This window comes from Bartonella sp. CL71SXKL (genome assembly GCF_042194935.1).
GTDB lineage: Bacteria > Pseudomonadota > Alphaproteobacteria > Rhizobiales > Rhizobiaceae > Bartonella.
The window spans coordinates 97,687-117,820 of sequence record NZ_JBHINI010000003.1 but is presented as its reverse complement, the minus strand read 5'-3'; the positions used below and the strand labels follow the sequence as shown (position 1 = coordinate 117,820).

General features: G+C 37.4%; 11 protein-coding genes. 5 read left to right on the top strand and 6 right to left on the bottom strand.

The genetic code is table 11. The annotated features are described in order from the left end of the window. Positions 1 to 475: 475 nt before the first annotated feature. On the bottom strand, positions 476 to 2,269 hold the full coding sequence (aspS, locus tag ACFILA_RS02610; protein WP_273791187.1) for an aspartate--tRNA ligase: 1,794 nt from the start codon (positions 2,267 to 2,269) through the stop codon (positions 476 to 478). A 132-nt stretch (positions 2,270 to 2,401) separates the two neighbouring features. Between aspS and rnd the strand changes: the two genes are divergently transcribed. After that, positions 2,402 to 3,556 (top strand): ribonuclease D, encoded by a 1,155-nt coding sequence (gene rnd / locus ACFILA_RS02605; protein ID WP_375660597.1) that lies wholly within the window; start codon positions 2,402 to 2,404, stop codon positions 3,554 to 3,556. Positions 3,557 to 4,203: 647 nt separating this feature from the next. Next, a complete protein-coding gene (locus ACFILA_RS02600; protein WP_375643226.1) occupies positions 4,204 to 4,389 on the top strand; it encodes a helix-turn-helix transcriptional regulator in 186 nt (61 codons plus the stop codon). A gap of 271 nt (positions 4,390 to 4,660) precedes the next feature. Here ACFILA_RS02600 and ppx read toward each other — a convergent pair whose 3' ends face one another. Both ppx and ACFILA_RS02590 read right to left on the bottom strand, forming a co-directional pair. Further along, positions 4,661 to 6,178, bottom strand: a complete 1,518-nt coding sequence (gene ppx / locus ACFILA_RS02595) for an exopolyphosphatase (RefSeq protein WP_273791189.1) — start codon at positions 6,176 to 6,178, stop codon at positions 4,661 to 4,663. Positions 6,179 to 6,184: 6 nt separating this feature from the next. Next, positions 6,185 to 8,365, bottom strand: coding sequence for an RNA degradosome polyphosphate kinase (locus ACFILA_RS02590; protein WP_375660596.1), 2,181 nt, complete (start codon positions 8,363 to 8,365; stop codon positions 6,185 to 6,187). 326 nt (positions 8,366 to 8,691) lie between these two features. Between ACFILA_RS02590 and ACFILA_RS02585 the strand changes: the two genes are divergently transcribed. Next, the gene (locus tag ACFILA_RS02585; protein WP_273791191.1) at positions 8,692 to 8,940 is read left to right on the top strand and encodes a zinc-finger domain-containing protein; all 249 of its coding nucleotides are present in this window, start codon (positions 8,692 to 8,694) and stop codon (positions 8,938 to 8,940) included. A 52-nt stretch (positions 8,941 to 8,992) separates the two neighbouring features. Continuing rightward, positions 8,993 to 10,240, top strand: coding sequence for an FAD-binding protein (locus ACFILA_RS02580; RefSeq protein WP_375660595.1), 1,248 nt, complete (start codon positions 8,993 to 8,995; stop codon positions 10,238 to 10,240). Between the two features lie 193 nt (positions 10,241 to 10,433). Here ACFILA_RS02580 and dnaE read toward each other — a convergent pair whose 3' ends face one another. Further along, positions 10,434 to 13,901, bottom strand: a complete 3,468-nt coding sequence (gene dnaE, locus ACFILA_RS02575; RefSeq protein WP_375660594.1) for a DNA polymerase III subunit alpha — start codon at positions 13,899 to 13,901, stop codon at positions 10,434 to 10,436. Between the two features lie 376 nt (positions 13,902 to 14,277). On the opposite strand from dnaE, the gene recG reads away from it, so the two are divergent. Next, positions 14,278 to 16,386, top strand: coding sequence for an ATP-dependent DNA helicase RecG (gene recG / locus ACFILA_RS02570; RefSeq protein ID WP_375660593.1), 2,109 nt, complete (start codon positions 14,278 to 14,280; stop codon positions 16,384 to 16,386). 390 nt (positions 16,387 to 16,776) lie between these two features. On the opposite strand, the gene glmS is transcribed toward recG, so the two are convergent. Both glmS and glmU read right to left on the bottom strand, forming a co-directional pair. Beyond that, the gene (gene glmS, locus ACFILA_RS02565) at positions 16,777 to 18,600 is read right to left on the bottom strand and encodes a glutamine--fructose-6-phosphate transaminase (isomerizing) (protein WP_375660592.1); all 1,824 of its coding nucleotides are present in this window, start codon (positions 18,598 to 18,600) and stop codon (positions 16,777 to 16,779) included. Between the two features lie 173 nt (positions 18,601 to 18,773). After that, on the bottom strand, positions 18,774 to 20,123 hold the full coding sequence (glmU, locus tag ACFILA_RS02560) for a bifunctional UDP-N-acetylglucosamine diphosphorylase/glucosamine-1-phosphate N-acetyltransferase GlmU (RefSeq protein ID WP_375657879.1): 1,350 nt from the start codon (positions 20,121 to 20,123) through the stop codon (positions 18,774 to 18,776). Positions 20,124 to 20,134: the final 11 nt, after the last annotated feature.

Here is a 20,134-nt window from a genome sequence, read left to right as displayed (position 1 = left end):
AGATAAATTGTATAACAATCCCCTTCAGTTTTTCTATGAAAAACTAAAAAATATTCAAAACTTATGAAATTTAAACTTTTTAGAGTAAGTCCATAGAATGGAAAATCACATTATTTTCATAAAAACGAAGAGACACAATTCTCTGCTACAACGTTGTAAAAACTTCAATAAAAAATAAATAATATATTAACACATAAAGATAATTCATTTTTTTCAACTAAAATGAGACTCCCGAATATTATAGAGTTCTTTCATTTCTAATTTATTCATGATCAAGCAATCATAATCATTTCCTCACCTATCACAAGTGGAAGAGCCACTATAGAAACAAGGAATAAAAATGCCTCGTAAAGAATCAACACAATAGCGTTTTTACCTATCTAAATTTCACAAACAGCCACACACACCGATGGCTCTTGAAAGGCATCAAAACTTCACTCTACGTAGAAAAGATGAAAACAATCCATTATCAACTTTATGAGCTATTTTTGTGAGTAGGAGCCATGCGGATTCCTAAATCACGTAATTGTGTAGGAGAAACATCAGACGGAGCACTCATCAAAAGATCAAGCGCCTGTTGATTCATAGGAAATAAAGCAACTTCACGCAAATTTTTAACACCTTGCAACAGCATAATGATGCGGTCAATTCCTGCAGCCATACCACCATGTGGTGGAGCCCCATAATGGAATGCACGATAAAGACCACCGAAACGATCTTTCACAACTTCCTTAGAAAGTCCTACAAGTTCAAAAACTTTAAGCATCATTTCTGGTAAGTGATTACGAATTCCACCTGATGCAATTTCATAACCATTGCAAACAAGATCATATTGAAAAGCTTTAATAGTAAGAGGATCTTGACAGGCAAGGGCATTTTCTCCCCCTTGAGGCATAGAAAAAGGATTATGTCCAAAATCAATCTTTTTTTCATCTTCATTCCATTCAAAAAATGGAAAATCAACAATCCACGCCAAAGAGAAACTATCTCTATCAAGAAGATCTAATTCTTCTCCTACCCTTGTGCGTGCGGCTCCGGCAAAAGATGAAAACTTTTTTGGATCGCCAGCTACAAAAAAACAGGCATCCCCACTTTCAAGCCCAAGCTGTATACGGATTGCTTCAGTCCTCTGTTCACCAATATTTTTGGCGATAGGCCCTGCTCCTTCAAATTTTCCTTCTTCTTCACGCCAAAAAATATAACCGAGCCCTGGTTGCCCCTCACCTTGTGCCCATACATTCATACGATCACAAAAAGCACGACTTCCACCCGTTTTAGCTGGAATAGCCCACACTTGAGCATTCTCATCATTCGCTAAAATTTGAGCAAAGACTTTGAAACCAGAATTATAAAAATGCTGAGAAACATCTTCCATAATGATCGGATTACGTAGATCAGGCTTATCAGAACCATATTTTTGCATTGCTTCATCATAGGAAATGCGAGGAAAGCTTTGTGTCACAGTCTTTCCATCTGCAAATTCTTCAAAAATAGAACGCATAATAGGTTCCATAGTTGCTAAAACATCTTCTTGCTCAACAAAACTCATTTCAACATCTAATTGATAAAATTCACCAGGAAGACGGTCGGCCCTTGGATCTTCATCTCTAAAACATGGAGCAATCTGAAAATAACGATCAAAACCTGACATCATCAACAATTGTTTATATTGCTGTGGCGCTTGCGGTAACGCATAAAATTTTCCCTGATGAACACGACTTGGAACCAAAAAATCACGCGCTCCTTCCGGCGATGAAGCTGTCAAAAGTGGCGTCGTAAATTCCGTAAAACCATTATTTTGCATAGCCCGTCTCATAGCCGCAATAATTTCAGTCCGACGCATGATATTTTTGTGCATAGTCTCCCGACGCAAATCAAGAAAACGATATTTTAATCGAATATCTTCTGGATAATCAGGCTCACCAAAAATCGGTAAAGGAAGCTCATCAGATTTCGAAAGAATTTCTACCTCTTGTGCAAAAATTTCAATCTCACCTGTTGGAAGCGTTGCATTAATAACCTCATCAGAACGTGCACACACCTCCCCATCCACACGAATAACCCATTCAGAACGCACTTTTTCAATAACTTTAAAAGCTGGTGAAGCAGGATCAGCAACAATTTGTGTGATTCCAAAATGATCACGTAAATCCACAAAAAGAATCCCTCCATGATCACGAACACGATGAACCCACCCCGAAAGACGAACTTGTGTTCCTACATCACATCTACGAAGAGCCGCACAATGATGACTGCGATAACGGTGCATGTTTTTTGCCTTTGATTATAATATTCACATGCGCTACAAACGCTTTTTAATAACCATTTGTCAAGATATGAGAATAAAAACTCAAAAATAAAGTCAATAAAGCACAAATTTAATTTATCGAATTATAATAAAATGATGAATCTTATTACACAAACAACAGATCTTGAAATTGCACTTAACGCTCTACGTACCTCTGATTTTGTAACAGTCGATACTGAGTTTATCCGCGAAACAACTTTTTGGCCTCAACTGTGTTTAATCCAGCTCGCATCACCAAATGTCACAGTTTTGATTGATCCCATAGCACCAGATATTGATTTACAACCTTTTTTTGACCTTATGATCGATAAAAAAGTTGTAAAAGTTTTTCATGCTGCGCGCCAAGATATTGAAACAATTTATCATCTTGGAGGTGTTATTCCTTCCCCTCTCTTTGATACGCAAATAGCAGGATCAATTTGTGGATTTGGTGATTCTATCTCCTATGATCAAATTGTACAACGCTGCACGGGGCATCATCTTGATAAATCCTCCCGCTTTACAGACTGGAGTTACCGCCCTTTGTCTGAAAAACAACTGCTCTATGCACTTGCCGATGTAACTTACTTAAGAGATGTTTACCTGTTATTGAAAAAAAGGTTAGAAAAAAATCAACGTGCTCACTGGATGGACGATGAAATAACAATCCTTTTAAATCCTAAAACCTATGATATGCCAGAAGATGAAGCATGGAAAAAAGTGAAAGGAAAAATTAAAAAGCCACGTGAACTTGCTGTATTACAAAAGATAGCAGCTTGGCGGGAACGTGAAGCACGAAAATACAATATGCCACGTCGTCATATCATAAAAGATGAATGTCTTATAGAAATAGCAACCCAACAACCAAAAGATGAATCTGCATTAAAGCGGTTGCGCAGTCTTAATAAGAACTGGGATAAACTCTCAATTTCTCAATCATTAATCAAAGCTGTCCACGAAGGATTAGAGGTGGATCTTTCTACTTTACCCCCCATTCCTAAACATAATCCACTCAATGATACGACGGCCGCTGTTATCGATCTACTCAAAGTGTTATTAAAAATTGTTGCAAATGAAAACAGCATTGCCCCTAAAATTATTGCAACATCTAATGATTTAGAAAAAATTGCCAATGGAGGAATAAAGAAAAATATTCCTGCTATGAATGGCTGGCGCTATGAAATATTTGGTCAAAAAGCCGAACAACTGCTAAAGGGCCAGATAGGATTTTACTTTAACGATGGAAAAGTAAGCACAAAACAGCTTTAATTTACATTTTTATTTTAAAAATCCATTATGATACATATAATCTACATCAATTGGTATGCCCTATAGGCCAACGCAAATAGGATAAATAAAACCTACTTCTGACAAAGTTAAAAACTTAAATAGTAAACTCTTATTAAAAATGACAGATAAATCTTTATTAGATCAATCAAATAGCAATCTTATTAAGAAAATCTAAAAAAACAGACAGCTCCTCATTTAAAAGTTTTAAAAAGAAAAAGCTCTGATAATAAAAGCGTATTCATTACAAAAATAGTAGCCTAGCAATCGGAACAAACAAAGATATAATGCCTCACGTCACCATATCGTATTAAAAAAAACTACCGAGATTGCAATCTAACAATCAAAAAAGATCCAGCATAACAACTAAAATACCTAACAAAGGCAATATATTTATTTATAAAGATAATCTAGCGTTATTTATATTAAATTAGCCCCCGAATATCGTAAGTTTCTCTCATTCCATCTCAATAAGACTCATAAAGTTTTACATAAGAAATTATATTATAAAGCGCTGTTTTTTTTATAGATTAAACACATTTCAAAGGATTTAAAAATCATGGTTAATAAATAGTTATGATTTATTTTTATTTTTTATAGTGGAAGGATTTTATAATGACTGAAATGATATTCTTTTGCCAGACCGTGAAAGTGCAAAACTGTTTCATATGAGTATTTCAACATTCCGCCGTCATGTAACCAATGGATCTCTTCCAAAACCTTTAAAGTTTTGTTTTTTATCGCGTTGGTTACAATCGAATCTTATCAAGATAATCGAGCAAGCTAAACAGAAACGTTATAACGACGCAGCATAAAAGAAAATCTTTTCACGTAAAAATGGACAAGGCTTTTCATTTTCACATGAAGCTTATGAAGTGAAAAATCCATCCTGTGACGCAAATAACAGAATAAAAAATTATGTTTTCTTTTATGAATGCTCAGGGCATTACAAATGCCTTGCATGGAGTCTGGCTTGGGCGTTATGGAACAAGTCCTATTGTCCAGCTCGTGATGATAGATTGCCTAGTTTATCCCTTGTCAATGGCCCTATTATAAGACATAAAACACGAATAAATTAGAAAAAAATCAAAAAATTTCAAAAGCGAGAGGTTGTTTTATTATTTTTGATAACTTCTGTAATCGTCCAAGAGGACGTTCTCCTAATAACCCAGCGTAATTCTTTGGGATCTGCAGGATAATATGATCTGCTTTTTTATGCCACAATAAATGAGGTAAAATTCCTGCAACAGAAGCACTAAAAAGATGAGCAATACGCATAGTTTCGCCAAGAATACGTGCTTTTTCAATTATATTTTGAGTTGCTAATTGAAAAATGGGAAGAGATTCTTTATCAACCAATAAACTCGTATTGCGAAAAAAAACAGCAAGCGCTGCATAAAGGCGCCCTTCATGAGAAATTCCTGGATAAGATCCTAAAGCTATTTGATTTGCTGCTTCATTGCCTCGATAATCTGGATGTATACGCCAACCAATATCTGCAAGAAGACAAGCGGCTTGACGATAACGGCATTCATTTTCAGTTTCTGAAATTCCAAAAACTTCAAAAGCATTCGTCGTAAAATCAATGAGTTCTTCTGCTTGTTTTGGTGAACGTGCCCGTAAAATAGCCATTTCTGTGCATGCTGCAATGAGAGGATCTGAAAGCCGAATCGCCTGCGGCAAACGTGAATAAAGAAAACCTTCACGAACGCCAGCACCAGAAAAGATTATCTTTTCAAACTCCATACACTGAATGAGTTCAATAAGAACTATTGCCCCATAAGATAAAAGTTTTCGACGATTCTGAGAAACCGCTGCAATCCCTCTCATATTATCAATATTGCCACGTGCTACAAGACGTAAAAAGTTCTCCATTTCAACGGCATCAACTTCATAGCCATGCATAACAGGGAGCCGATAGTGTTTCATTGCCATATGGAGTTTTGCCAAATTACGCCATGTCCCCCCTACTGCATAAAAATAACGTGCTATACCTTTACGAGTACGAACAACAGACGATTTATAAAATTGCTCATGTACAATTTTTGTAGCTACAGCACTATCATTATTTGACATATACTGTAGCCTTAAACCACCCAATGGAAGAGTTATCCCTTCACCAACATCAGAATGATCAATATCAATCAGCTCAAGACTTCCACCACCAAGATCCCCAGAAATACCTTTTGGTTGATAAAAAGTAGACACAACTCCATATGCTGAATACATAGCTTCTTCACTTCCTGAAAGAAGATATATTTTATTTTGCAAAATATCTTCAGCATGCTGAATAAATGCTACGCCATTCTGTGCATCTCGTGCTGCTGCTGTTGCTAAAGTATAGACCTCATCTGCCCCAATCTGTCGACAAAGCGTACGAAACCGTTTCAGTGTTTGCAACGCCATTTTCATCGATTTTTCTTCTAAAAATCCCGTTTTTGCCACACCATGACCGAGACCACAAAGAATCTTTTCATTAAACAAAACTGTTGGTGATCGAACAAGCCCCTCATAAATAACCAACCGAACAGAATTTGAGCCAATGTCAATAACAGCAACAGGCTTACACCCTTTTAACCGACCTTGAGCATCTCTATATGTCATTGGATTTCAGTCTTTATGTATTTCGGCTTGTTGCCGATGCAACGCAACCAAGCGCGAAACAGAAGACTCAAAAGACTCATTTTCCCCCGCAAAACTTGTATTGGCCATAAAATACTCCTGCGCATTAAATAGACTTTCACCTATCTGCGGTGTAATACGTTTTGATGTTCCATCCTTAAGTATATCAAAGCTTTGTTGATTATCAATGATATTAGCTAACATAATCTGTAAAAGAATTTTTTGACGGACTATTTTATTAAAAACTGGAACCAATATTTCAATACGATAGTCCAGATTACGAGGCATCATATCAGCAGAGCCTAAGTAAACGATTGCATTTTCATTAGGCAAATCTTGACCATTCCCAAAACAAAAAATGCGACTATGTTCAAGAAAACGCCCGACAATTGATTTTACACGAATATTATCCGAAATTCCTAGAATACCAGGACGTAAACAACATATCCCCCGCACAACCAAATCAATTTGCACCCCTGCTTGACTAGCACGATATAAAGCATCAATAATTTCAGGATCTACCAATGCATTAACTTTCATCCAAATAGCAGCAAACCTTCCCTGTTGTGCGTAAACAATTTCTTCCTCAATATGCTCTAAAATACGACCACGCAATGTTAAGGGTGAAAAAGCAATCTTCATTGTTTCATTTGGACGCTCATATTGCGCAATATAATTGAACAATAACGCAACATCATGAGCGATATCATCATCTGTGGAAAAAAAAGAAAGATCGGTATAAGTTTTAGCGTTAATGGGATGATAATTTCCTGTCCCAAGATGAACATAAGAGCAAAGACGTTTTCCCTCACGTCTCACAACCAATGACATCTTAGCATGCGTTTTTAATGCAATAAAACCAAAAATAACTTGAACCCCAGCACATTCAAGATCTCGGGCCCAACGAATATTTGCTTCCTCATCAAAACGTGCTTTAAGTTCTACCAAAGCAGTCACAGACTTTCCCTGTTCAGCTGCTTCAATCAAAGCGCCAACAATTGGACTATCATTTGATGTACGATAAAGTGTTTGTTTGATTTCCACAACATCAGGATCGCAAGCAGCTTGACGTAAAAATTGGACAACAACATCAAATGTCTCATAGGGGTGATGAATCACAATATCATTTTCACGAATAGCCGCAAAACAATCCCCTTTATGTTTACGAATACATTCTGGAACACGAGAAATATAAGGAATAAATTTGAGATCATCACGAGGAATAGAAACAATTTCTGATACCGTATTAAGCGCTAAAAATCCATCAAGAATATTAATACAATTATCAGGAACAGCGAGACTATTCGCTATAAATTGACGTAAACTCTCTGGCATTTTTGCGTCAAACTCAACTCGAATAACCTGCCCACGGCGCCGCCTTTTAAGAGCAATTTCAAAAAAGTGAACAAGATCCTCAGCTTCTTCTTCTACTTCAATATCGCTATCTCGGATTACTCTAAATGTACCAATTCCTTTAACCTCATAGTTAGGAAATACATGTTTAATAAAAAGGCAAATAACATCTTCAGATGCAATAAAACGAAAATGATTGCCTTCTTGAGGAAGAAGAATAAAACGCCTTAAAAGCATTGAAATAGACAACAACACTGTGTGTGAGTTCTGATCAGTTTCTCCAGACAATTGAAGCGCAATAGAAAGCCCTAAATTAGGAATAAATGGAAAAGGATGAGTAGAATCAACAGGCAAAGGTTTTAAAACAGGAAAAATTGTCTCAAGAAAATATTTTTCAAGCCATAATTTTTCAATTTCTGAAAGATCATCAGAACAAATAATTTCAATATCATTCTTTTTTAATTCATCACGTAAAACATTCAATTCTCGTAGTTGGTGAGCCTGCAGCTTTAAAATCTCAGCTAATACAATATCAAGTTGTTCCTGTGGAGTGTGCCCATCTGCACTGCACGCTGTAACGCGAGCACGAATTTGAGCTGCCAGTCCTGCAACACGAACCATAAAAAACTCATCAAGATTTGCAGCTGAAATAGAAAGAAATTGTAGACGTTCTAATAAAGGATGTTTCGAATTAGCCGCTTCCATCAAAACACGATTATTAAATTGTAGCCATGAAAACTCTCGATTAATAAACCGTACCGGATTTTTCATTGTTATATTCGATATAGAAATTTTATTTACCACCCTCTGTTCCATATATCCTAAATAATTTTCTTTTATATTTTCTAAAATCCTTGACGAAATATCTCACATAACATTTGATAATATGTTATCATCATAATAATATATCAATGCTTAACTTCCCTCATCATTTTTCCATTTAATATTTAAAAATACTTGGAATTATTGCTATGCGCAAAGCACTAAAAGCTAAGACAACTATTCTAATATAGCATAAAAGAAGAGAAATTTGTCTTAAAAAGCATCTTGCATTATTATACGCTTTATTACAAACTCACGCCTATAAAATAGAAGAGCCCAATCATAGCTGATGAGAAAATTTATTCTGGAGTTTGTATGCCATGGCTGATCACAATATTCCTCATTTCCAAAATGACCTTGGATATAAAACAATCGAAATTGGTGTGAAAGAATTTATGTGTGTAGGCGCTACACAACCATTCGATCATCCTCATATCTTTATCGATATGGGAACAGCAGATGAGAAAATTTGCCCTTACTGCTCAACCCTTTATCGTTATGTTCCCTCGCTATCATACGATCAAACAAACCCAACAGGATGCTTATATAATCCAGAAAAGCTATTATAATTGCGTTTTTTGGCTTTCTTAATAACCCCTCTTTTCATTCTGCTTGTTTAATATGAAATCATTTGTGGAACAATCACCCATCATCGTTGGAGGAGGAATTGCTGGTTTAAGCACTGCTTTAGCACTCGCTCATAAAGGAATTGCAAGCACCATTATAGAAAAGTGTAAGCAACTTGAAACGATAGGCGCTGGTATTCAACTGACACCAAATGCAACATCTATTCTTGCTCGCTGGAAACTTCTTAACAAACTCTCTGAAGTCGCGACAATCCCATATTTTCTTGAGTTAAAAGATGGATTATCTTTAAAAATACATCTACGGGCTCATCTTATTAATCTAACAGAAAAATATTGGAAAGCCCCTTATATGACGATTCACCGCGCGGCTTTACAAAAAATTTTATATAATGCAGTGATTGAAAATCCTTTGATCAAATACAAAGCAGGCGAAACGATTGTATCTTCTACCCAATCTGCAACCAACATTAAAATCACGACAATAAAAACAGATACGGCAACAGAACAGCTTCATTCAACGCCCCTCCTGATCGGATGTGATGGCGTTTGGTCAACATTACGGCAACAATCTCCTTTTCATGAAAAAGCAAATTTTAGTGGCTTTATTGCTTGGCGTGCAACAACAACATTTGATAACCTTCCTCAAAACTTTCGTTCTTCATTGCAAAATATGAAGACAATTACGGCTTGGATGGGACCAAAAAATCATCTTGTTGTCTACCCCATTCAATCATCAGAAAAAATTTTTAATTTTGTCGCCATTACGCATGGAGAAAATTTAAAAGAAGGATGGGCCCATAAAGGAAATAAAGAAAAACTCAAATCTCTTTTTAAAGATTGGAATTCAAAAATCTTACAAATTTTCGATCATATTGATGAATGGAGTTATTGGCCACTCTTTCAAATGAAACAAAATCGTTTTATCGGTTTAGAGAGACAAGTATTTGTTGGCGATTGCGCACATGCTACCTTACCTTTTGCAGCACAGGGTGCCGCTATGGCAATCGAAGATGCTGCCACATTAGCAAAAGCACTTTCATTGAAAGATTTTTCATTAACGAAAGCACTTTCGCTTTACGAAACAACACGCACACCCCGTATTGCAGCAGTAAAAAAACGCGGAGATTTCAATAGATTAGCCTATCATGCAACCGGTCCCATAGCAATTGCACGCAATCTCATGATGAAAATTCGTACACCAGAGAGCATTATGTCAGATCTCAATTGGCTTTATATGTATGATGCGATGAATTCTATAAAAAATAATGATAAAAACTTATAAAATCCTTCCGACACTTTAAATATTACGAAAGAACGAGATTTTTTTTAATTTTATGACACTAAAAAAATATCATAATTCACTCAAATAAAAGCAATATTTTTCGAAACCTACAATCCGATTTTAAAAGCTCAATTTTTAGCTCTCCTAAAAGCAAAAACACCACTCAAAATCAGCTCCCATCTTTAATCTTTCTTTAACTCAATTCTACATCAACAACACCCTGAATTAATTTCATAGCATTTGCGACATGTGAATTTACCTTATATCGCTTAGGAAGCGCAATTTCGACTTCTCGCAATCCATCCTCTTGAATTAAAATAAGCCCCACCTCTCCATTCCCCCCAAGATTTAAGTTTTGTTCAATTTGTGGAAGCATATCAACTGTTTTTATAAAGAGACGCATCATTTTATGCTGTTGTAATGATTCATTTTCCAAAGACTGAATTGTTTCAATTCGCAAACTAACTCCTTCAGAACGATTTTCTGCGCTCACCGTAATAATAAAAGATTTTCCGGGTTCTAGCATCTCTTCATAATCCGAGAGTGCCTCAGAAAAGAGAACTGCTTCATATTGTCCACTTGTATCAGAAAAATGAATAATTCCCATTTTTTTACCAGATTTTGTTTTGCGCACGTTTTTTGCCACAACAGTTCCAGCAAGCCGTGCAGCCGTTGCTCCCCCTTTAACGGCATTGGCAAAATTACCCCAAGTCTGAATGCGTTTTTTGTTTAGAATAGCTTGATACTCCTCCAAAGGATGCGCAGAAAAGTAAAAACCTATAGCTTGAAATTCTCGATAAAGTTTCTCAGCCGGCAACCAAGGGGTTGTTTGCGATAAAATCAATGGTTCTTTTAATCCGCCTGCCATTCCAAATATATCAACCTGCCCGCTAGAATTGTCATCGAGAATACGAAGTGCACGCGCATGAAGGGTTCCAAGATTGGCTAATAAAACCTCACGTGCAATGTTAAAACAATCAAAAGCACCAGCACAAACTAAACTTTCCATCGCACGCTTATTAACAATACGAGGATCAACACGCGCACAAAAATCTTCCAAATCCTTAAAAATCTTATTCCCACGACAAGAAACAATATGATCTACAACAGTTTCTCCCACACCTTTAATGGCAGCAAGAGAATAATAAATACAGTTATCACCAACCTCAAAAACACGATGAGATGTTTGTATAGAAGGTGCAATAACTTCAATACCCAACCTTAATGCTTCACGCCGAAAATCATTGAGCTTATCTGTATTCGTCATATCATATGTCATTGAAGCAGCTAAAAACTCAACGGGATAGTTTGCTTTCATATAAGCCGTTTGGTAAGAAACAATTGCATAAGCAGCAGCGTGCGATTTATTAAAACCATAATCGGCAAATTTTGCTAAAAGATCAAAGATAATATCAGCTTGATCTTTATCCACGCCACCTGCAACAGCTCCATTGACAAAACGCGTACGCTGTTTTTGCATTTCAGCATGAATTTTTTTCCCCATAGCACGACGTAATAAATCAGCTTCTCCAAGCGAATAACCAGCAAGAACCTGAGCAATCTGCATCACCTGTTCTTGATAAACAATCACACCTTGTGTTTCTTTGATCAGATGATCTATTTTAGGATGAATAGAAGCAATTTCCTCTTCCCCATGTTTGCGTGCATTATAGGTTGGAATATTCTCCATTGGACCTGGACGATAAAGTGCGACCAGCGCAATAATATCTTCAATACGGTCTGGCTTCATTCCAATCAACGCCTTGCGCATACCAGAACTTTCCACCTGAAACACACCAACCGTTTCACCACGTGCCATCATAGCGTAGGTTGCTTCATCATTCAGAGGAATATTTGATAAATCTATTTTAATCCCCTTTCTGGCAACAAAATCGACTGCCATTTTCAAAACAGTAAGCGTTTTTAATCCAAGAAAATCAAATTTTACCAGCCCCGCCTGTTCCACATATTTCATGTTAAATTGTGTAACAGGCATATCAGAACGAGGATCACGATACATCGGGACAAGCTCCCAAAGTGGACGATCTCCGATAACAATCCCAGCAGCATGAGTTGAAGCATGACGATAAAGTCCCTCCAACTGAAGTGCTATATCTAATGCGCGGCCAACAACGGGATCTTTTTTCTTTTCCTCTTCAAATTTAGGTTCATCCTTAATAGCATCAGCCAATTCTACCTGACTTCCTGGCGTGGCAGGAATTAATTTTGTAAGATAATCCACCTGACGATAAGGAACTTCTAAAACACGCCCCACATCACGCAAAACTGCACGCGCCTGTAACTTACCAAAGGTAATAATTTGAGCAACTTGATCACGTCCATATTTTTTTTGAACATATTGAATAACTTCTTCGCGCCGCTCTTGACAAAAGTCGATATCAAAATCTGGCATCGAAACACGATCTGGGTTGAGAAAACGTTCAAAGAGAAGAGAAAACCGTAAGGGATCAACATCAGTAATCGTCAATGCATAAGCAACAAGTGAACCAGCACCAGAACCCCGTCCTGGTCCAACGGGAATATCATGAACCTTTGCCCATTTTATGAAATCTGAAACGATAAGAAAATATCCAGAAAATTGCATACGCGTAATAACTGAAATTTCATAATCAAGCCGCTGTTCATAATCTGCAATCGTATACCCTTCAGCCAACCCTATTGTTTCAAGCCGCATCTTCAAACCAGCTTTAGCCTGATTTAACAACTCACTATCTTCTATTTCTAAAGTAGTTTCTGAATTAGCAGATTGTTCTATAAAACGAGGCAATATCGGTTTTCGAAGAGGCGTGGCAATATGACAACGCAATGCAATTTCAACACTATTTTCCAAAGCTTCTGGAAGATCAGAAAACAGTGTAACCATTTCATCTTGTGACTTCAAATAATGATCTGGCGTCACACGTTTGCGATCTGGATTAGAGACGATTTGTCCTTCTGAAACAGCCATCAGCGCATCATGGGCTTCATATCCTTCTCTTTTCAGAAAAAAAGCTTCATTTGTTGCAACAAGAGGAATTTCATGCGCATAAGCCAATTCAATAAGATCAGCTTCTACTCTCTGATCATAAGAGCCATGCCGTTGTAACTCCACATAAAGACGATCAGCAAAAGATTTTTTCAAATAAATTAAGCGCTCAACAGCATGTTCTTTTTTCTCTTCTGCCAAAGAAAGATTAATAGGTCCTCCCTTTCCTCCCGTTAAAGCGATTATTCCTTCACTGTGTTCTGACAACCAATCAGCTTTAATATGAGGAGGATCAGTATCACATTTATCAAGATAAGCACGGCTAACAAGACGAACCAAATGAGCATAACCAGTTTTGCTAGCAGCCAAAAGAACAATAGAGCAGAAATCAGAAGAATTACGCCATTTAGCCAAACGTGAATGATCATTTTCATCACGAAAGTCAACAGTAAGCTGACAACCAATAATAGGTTGGACCCCATGAGAAAGACAATGCTGTGAAAATTCCAAAGCACCAAATAAATTATTGGTATCGGTAATAGCAACCGCTGGTGCATGATCTGAAATCGCCTGTTGAATAATTTGGGGGATTTTTAAAGCCCCCTCGAGCAAGGAATAAGCTGAATGCACTCTCAAATGAATAAAGCGAGGAAGAGAATTTTTGTTCTCTTGCATTTTATTTTTTACCACTCTCACAATTTCCCACTACAAAATCAATGCTAAACAGCACCCCTTATAAAAGAAAAAACTTCTGTTTATCATAACTTTAAAGCTATAAATTCATCATCATACATAGGAGAAATATCCCAATTTTATTAATATTTATAAGAGAGTTCTATCAAGAAAATGCTTCTATTCACAGCAAATAAACACCTAAAATAAAAAGAAAAACAATATACCTCATCTAAGCACTTTAATTTTTGACCCTTTAATTGTATTTTTCTTCCTAAAGTTCAATGTGTAAATAAAGCAACCTCCTCTTTATGACGTTATCCCCAAAAAGCTCTTCTAAAAGTCTAGAAAAAACAAAAAGGGCAGGTTAAGTTTGCTCATGCCTCCAAGTCTTCTTACCCCTCTTTTTAATTCTATTCGAACTCTTTCTGGTATTACACCTAAAGTCTATGGTTTATTGACCAAACTCTTAGATGTTAATCCTACACAACGAGAAGCAACCCTTATTGACCTTCTTCAATTAATGCCCCATTCCGTTATAGACCGCAGAATGCGTCCCAGCATTGCTTGTGCAACAGAAGGAGATACTGTTACGCTCGAAATTATCATCGATCAACATCAATCACCACCCCGTGGTCACAACCGAATTCCCTATCGAGTTATTGCCCATGATCACACAGGAAAAATAAATTTAGTCTTTTTTCATGCTCAACCTCTTTGGCTAAAAAAACAACTCCCCGAAGGAAAAAAAGTCATTATATCAGGAAAAGTTGAATGGTTTAATGGACAGCTTTCAATGGCGCATCCAGACTATATTGCCCCGAGCGAACAATCAAATCAGATACCTCTCATCGAACCTGTCTATCCCTCTACTGCAGGACTAACTGCAAAGACACTAAGACGTGCCATACAAAACGCTCTTGATTTTATTCCACTCCTCCCAGAATGGATAGATGAAAATGTGAAAAAGCAGCAAAATTTTCCTTCTTTTTCTGTTGCTTTACGCCGTATCCATGCGCCCATTAACCCCGACGATCTATCCTTAGAAAGTACAGCACGCAAACGTCTTGCCTATGATGAATTGCTCGCTTGTCAATTGGCACTAGGACTCGTGCGTTTGAAAACTAAATCTCTTGTTGGCACTTCTCGACCATCAACAGGAATTTATACTAAAAAATTGCTCAATATCCTCCCCTTTCAACTCACAACCGGACAAAAAAAAGCAGTAGAAGATATCGCAAATGATCTTGCTTCACCAGAACCGATGCTAAGACTACTTCAAGGTGATGTAGGCGCAGGAAAAACTGTTGTTGCATTGATGGCAATGGCACAAATTGCTGAAAATTCAGGACAATCAGCTTTAATGGCACCAACCGAAGTGCTTGCCAGGCAACATTTTGCCACCATCGCTCCTCTTGCCGAAAAGGTCGGATTACAAACAACCCTTTTAACAGGACGAGAAAAAGGAAAGTTGAGGACAAATATCGTGAATGATATTCTGTCAGGTCAAGTTTCTATTGTCATCGGAACCCATGCTCTCATACAAAACAGCGTTACTTATAATAATCTCGCTTTAACCATTATCGATGAACAACACCGTTTTGGTGTCCATCAACGTATCGCTCTTACAGAAAAAGGCAATAAAGCTGATATGCTGGTTATGACCGCCACACCCATTCCGCGCACACTCGTCTTAACAGCTTTTGGTGATATGGATGTCTCTAAAATTACCGAAAAACCAATGGGACGACAACCCATTACAACAGCAACGCTTTCTTTGAAACGTCTTCATGAGCTTATAGAGAGAATCGCAATTGCATTAGAAAAAGGAGAAAAGCTCTATTGGATTTGTCCTTTAGTAGAAGAATCGACAGCTCTTGATCTCACTTCAATTGAAAACCGCTTTGCATTTCTCCATGAGCGCTTTGGAGCACACGTTGGTATGATCCATGGAAAAATGTCTACAGCAGAAAAAGAAGCCGCTATGGCATCTTTTAAATGTGGAAATACACGTATTTTAGTTGCAACCACCGTCATTGAAGTGGGAGTAGATATTCCAGATGCTTCGATCATTATCATCGAACACGCGGAACATTTTGGCCTTTCACAATTGCACCAATTACGTGGACGTGTAGGACGAGGCGATAAAAAATCTTCCTGCATTTTGCTCTATAAAGATCCACTGACTAAAACAGCAGCAACACGCCTTAATATTATCCGCAATACAGAAGATGGTTTTGAAATTGCTGAAGAAGATTGGCGCCTACGAGGCGAAGGAGAACTTTTAGGTACAAAACAATCCGGAGTCCCTGAATTTCATATAGCAAACCTTGCAGTTCATAGCGATCTTTTGTCAATGGCAAGAAAATATGCTCGTTTATTTTTACAACGCGATCCTCATCTTTCTTCTGAGCAAGGACAAGCTTTACGGTTGCTCCTTTATCTTTTCGGACACAACGATGCTGCACGCCTCTTACGAGCAGGATAACAAAGACCCTCTAATAAAAAACTTAAATACCTCTCTGTTCAAATATGGTTTTCTCTCTTAGAATTACCCATAAATGATCTACGCAGTCTCTTAGCATCTTTATGCTTCATGAACGAATAACAAATCAACAGCACTATCTTCTCTCTCAATCTGAATTATTCTTGCATTAAAACAGTAGAAGCAATATTGCGTCTTTTTCTACCATTATATTCACATAACTGATCTATTTTTTGATAGGTAAGAAAATATTTTTCGTTTTATCGTAAAGGATTTAGAAAGAAAAAACTTTTCTTCAGTATTCTCGTTCAACAGAGAAAAATGAAAAATAAGTTTCATTATAAATCAATTTCTTACACTTGATTATTCTCCAAAAGATTCAGAAATATACTTTTATTCAACCGTGACTGATTTTGCTAAATTACGGGGTTGATCAACATCTGTTCCTAATAAAACAGCCGTATGATAAGCGATTAACTGAACAGGGAGTGCATAAATAATAGGAGAAATAAACTCTGGAACATCTGGCAAAGTGATCGTTGATAAAGTCTTAAGACAAGCTACTTCTGCTCCTTTTTTATCGGTTATTAAAATAATACGACCATTACGCGCTACCACTTCTTGCATATTAGAAAAAGTTTTTTCAAACCACCGATCATAAGGTGCAACAACAATAACGGGTATTGTCTCATCCACCAGAGCAATTGGTCCATGCTTTAATTCACCTGCCGCATAACCTTCAGCATGAATATAAGAAAGCTCTTTCAGTTTAAGGGCTCCCTCCAAAGCAATCGGATAAGAAGTTCCACGTCCTAGATAAAGAACACTTTTTGCATTTACCAAATCACGACAAATACATTCAATTTTTCTCTCTAGTTTTAAGACCTCATTTAAAATACGTGGAACTTCTGCCAACTGTTGAACCAGTTTCTTTTCCATTTGAGCCGAAAGATAGCCACGTTGTTTAGCAGCACTAAGTGCTAGTGAAGCAAGCGTTGCCAATTGACAGGTAAAAGCTTTTGTTGAAGCAACACCTATTTCCGGTCCGGCAAGTGTTGGGAAAATAAAATCAGCCTCCCTTGCCATTGTTGATTGCTCTACATTCACAATTGTTGCTGTTTTTACACCCCGCTCACGACAATAACGCAAAGAAGCCAATGTATCAGCTGTCTCACCAGATTGAGAAACAAACAGCGATAACACATCAGACGTTATAGGAGGTTCACGATAACGAAACTCCGAAGCAACATCATTATCAACACTTAAAGCGGCAAATTTCTCAAACCAATAGCGCGCAACTAGGGTTGAATAATAAGCCGTTCCACAACTCGCAAAAAGGAGACGATGAATATTTTTCCAATCAATCAAATTCTCAAGGGGTCGAACGACATAATTTCCAAGATCAAGATAATGCGCCAAATTATGAGAAATCACTTCAGGTTGTTCAAACATTTCCTTGTGCATAAAATGACGATGATTACCCTTAGAAATCAATAAAGCCCCTTCAAGTAATGTCGTCACAGGACGTTTTACCGGTTGATTATTAGCATCATAAATTGTAACACCCTCCCGTGTGAGAACAGCCCAATCCCCATCTTCCATATAGCTAATATAATCAACGAATGGTGCCAAAGCAATCGCATCTGACCCCACAAAAAATTCATCTTTTCCATAACCAATTGCCAGAGGTGGACCAGAACAAGCCGCAATCATAAGGTTATCTTCACCTTCGAAAATAAGAGCAATAGCAAAAGCCCCCTGCAGCCTTTTCCAACTGGTGCGTATGGCTTCTTGCGGAGAAAGACCATCTTTTAATGCACGCGTTATTAAATGTGCAATAACTTCCGTATCCGTCTCTGTTTCAAAGATACAACCATCCTCTATGAGTTCCTTTTGCAGTTCTACAAAATTTTCAATAATACCATTATGAACAATCGCAAGCTTTTCAGTCACATGGGGATGCGCATTGCGTTCAACAGCAATTCCATGCGTAGCCCAACGGGTATGACCAATCCCTAAACTTCCCTCCAGAGGTGTTTTTTTTAATTTTTCTTCTAAATGAACAAGCTTCCCCTCAGCACGTACACGATAAAGATGCCCATTATGGACCGTTGCCACCCCAGATGAATCATACCCTCTATATTCAAGACGTTTTAACCCCTCAACCAAAGAGGACGAAACACACCTCTTTCCAAGAATTCCAATAATTCCACACATTAAAAAGCTCCAACCCACATCTTAAGATTTAAATCTTATAAAACAATCCAACAGCCTTTATTTAAAACTATAAATAATAAAAATAATTCAAACATGGAGTACGGCAATCTTTAAGAATAAACCTCCCATCCATCGTTAGATTAACACGAAACAAAAGAATAAGCTGAAAATAATCATTTTTTCTGTTTGTTTTCTAACAAGCGCTCTCGAAATTTTGTCGCATAGCCCTCTTTTATAACCTGTCGTGCACGCCCAAAAGCCATACTGTTCATAGGAATATTTTCAGTAATAACACTTCCTGAAGCAACATAAGAGCCATCCCCTATTATCAATGGGGAAACAAGTGCCGTATTAGACCCAACAAAAGCATGATCACCAATCACGGTTTTATATTTGTTAAATCCATCATAATTGCAAGTAATTGTACCGGCTCCAATATTGGTATGTGCACCAATTTCAGCATCACCAATATAACTTAAATGATTGATTTTAGAAGATTCTCCTACCTTAGCTTGTTTGACTTCACAAAAATTTCCAATCTTTACGGACTTCGCCAACTCTGTTCCAGGACGCAAACGTGCATAGGGACCAATCTGTGCATCTCTACCAACCACAGCACCTTCGAGATAACTAAATGCATGAATAACCGCACCAGATTGTACTTTTACGCTTAACCCAAAATAAACATTTGGTTCTATCACCACTCCTGGTTCAATTTCTGTATCATAAGAAAAATAGAGTGTTTCTGGCTTTAAGAGTGTAACACCCGATAACATTAAATCGCGCGCTTTACGTTTTTGCCACAAAGAATCAGCCTCAGAAAGCTCAAGACCATTGTTAATTCCTACAATATCTTCAAAAGGAACTTCAACAACACGCACATCTAATCCTTTGCGTGTTGCAAGAGAAGCAATATCTGTTAAGTAATATTCTTTTTTCACATTGTTATTACCAACTTTCTCTAAAAGAGAAAGTGCATGTTTTCCACGCATAGCGAGTATTCCACCGTTACAAAAAGAAATCTTTTTTTCTTCATCGCTAGCGTCTTTTTCTTCTACAATTGCAATTAATTGACCATTTTTCTCGAGAAGACGCCCATAACCTGTTGGATTTTTGGTATGAAAACCTGCAAAAACAACATCTGCTCCATCAGCAAGCTGTGCACGCATTTGGTGCAATGAATCTTGCTGAATGAGAGGAGTATCCCCAAAAACAATGAGAACATCATCCACTTCCTTTTGCAAAGCTGAACGAGCAGACAAAACAGCATGAGCTGTTCCTAAACGCTCTTTTTGTTCAAAAATCATTACATCTTTTACAAATGACTGAACAACGTGCGTAACCTCCTTAGCACCAAATCCCACAACAACTGCTAATTGTGAAGAGCCTGCCAATTCTATTTGTTTTAGAACATGGCATATAAGAGGCAATCCAGCAATTTTATGAAGTACCTTAGGCAGAGACGATTTCATGCGCGTCCCCTCACCTGCGGCAAGAACAATAGAAAGACAACTTCTAACCATAAAAACACATA

Coding starts and splice junctions, on each gene's coding strand:
- glmS (WP_375660592.1), bottom strand. CDS start 18,600: ATGTGTGGAATTATTGGAATTCTTGGAAAGAGGTGTGTTTCGTCCTCT.
- dnaE (WP_375660594.1), bottom strand. CDS start 13,901: ATGCAAGAGAACAAAAATTCTCTTCCTCGCTTTATTCATTTGAGAGTG.
- rnd (WP_375660597.1), top strand. CDS start 2,402: ATGATGAATCTTATTACACAAACAACAGATCTTGAAATTGCACTTAAC.
- ppx (WP_273791189.1), bottom strand. CDS start 6,178: ATGACATATAGAGATGCTCAAGGTCGGTTAAAAGGGTGTAAGCCTGTT.
- glmU (WP_375657879.1), bottom strand. CDS start 20,123: ATGGTTAGAAGTTGTCTTTCTATTGTTCTTGCCGCAGGTGAGGGGACG.
- aspS (WP_273791187.1), bottom strand. CDS start 2,269: ATGCACCGTTATCGCAGTCATCATTGTGCGGCTCTTCGTAGATGTGAT.
- ACFILA_RS02590 (WP_375660596.1), bottom strand. CDS start 8,365: ATGGAACAGAGGGTGGTAAATAAAATTTCTATATCGAATATAACAATG.
- ACFILA_RS02580 (WP_375660595.1), top strand. CDS start 8,993: ATGAAATCATTTGTGGAACAATCACCCATCATCGTTGGAGGAGGAATT.
- recG (WP_375660593.1), top strand. CDS start 14,278: ATGCCTCCAAGTCTTCTTACCCCTCTTTTTAATTCTATTCGAACTCTT.
- ACFILA_RS02585 (WP_273791191.1), top strand. CDS start 8,692: ATGGCTGATCACAATATTCCTCATTTCCAAAATGACCTTGGATATAAA.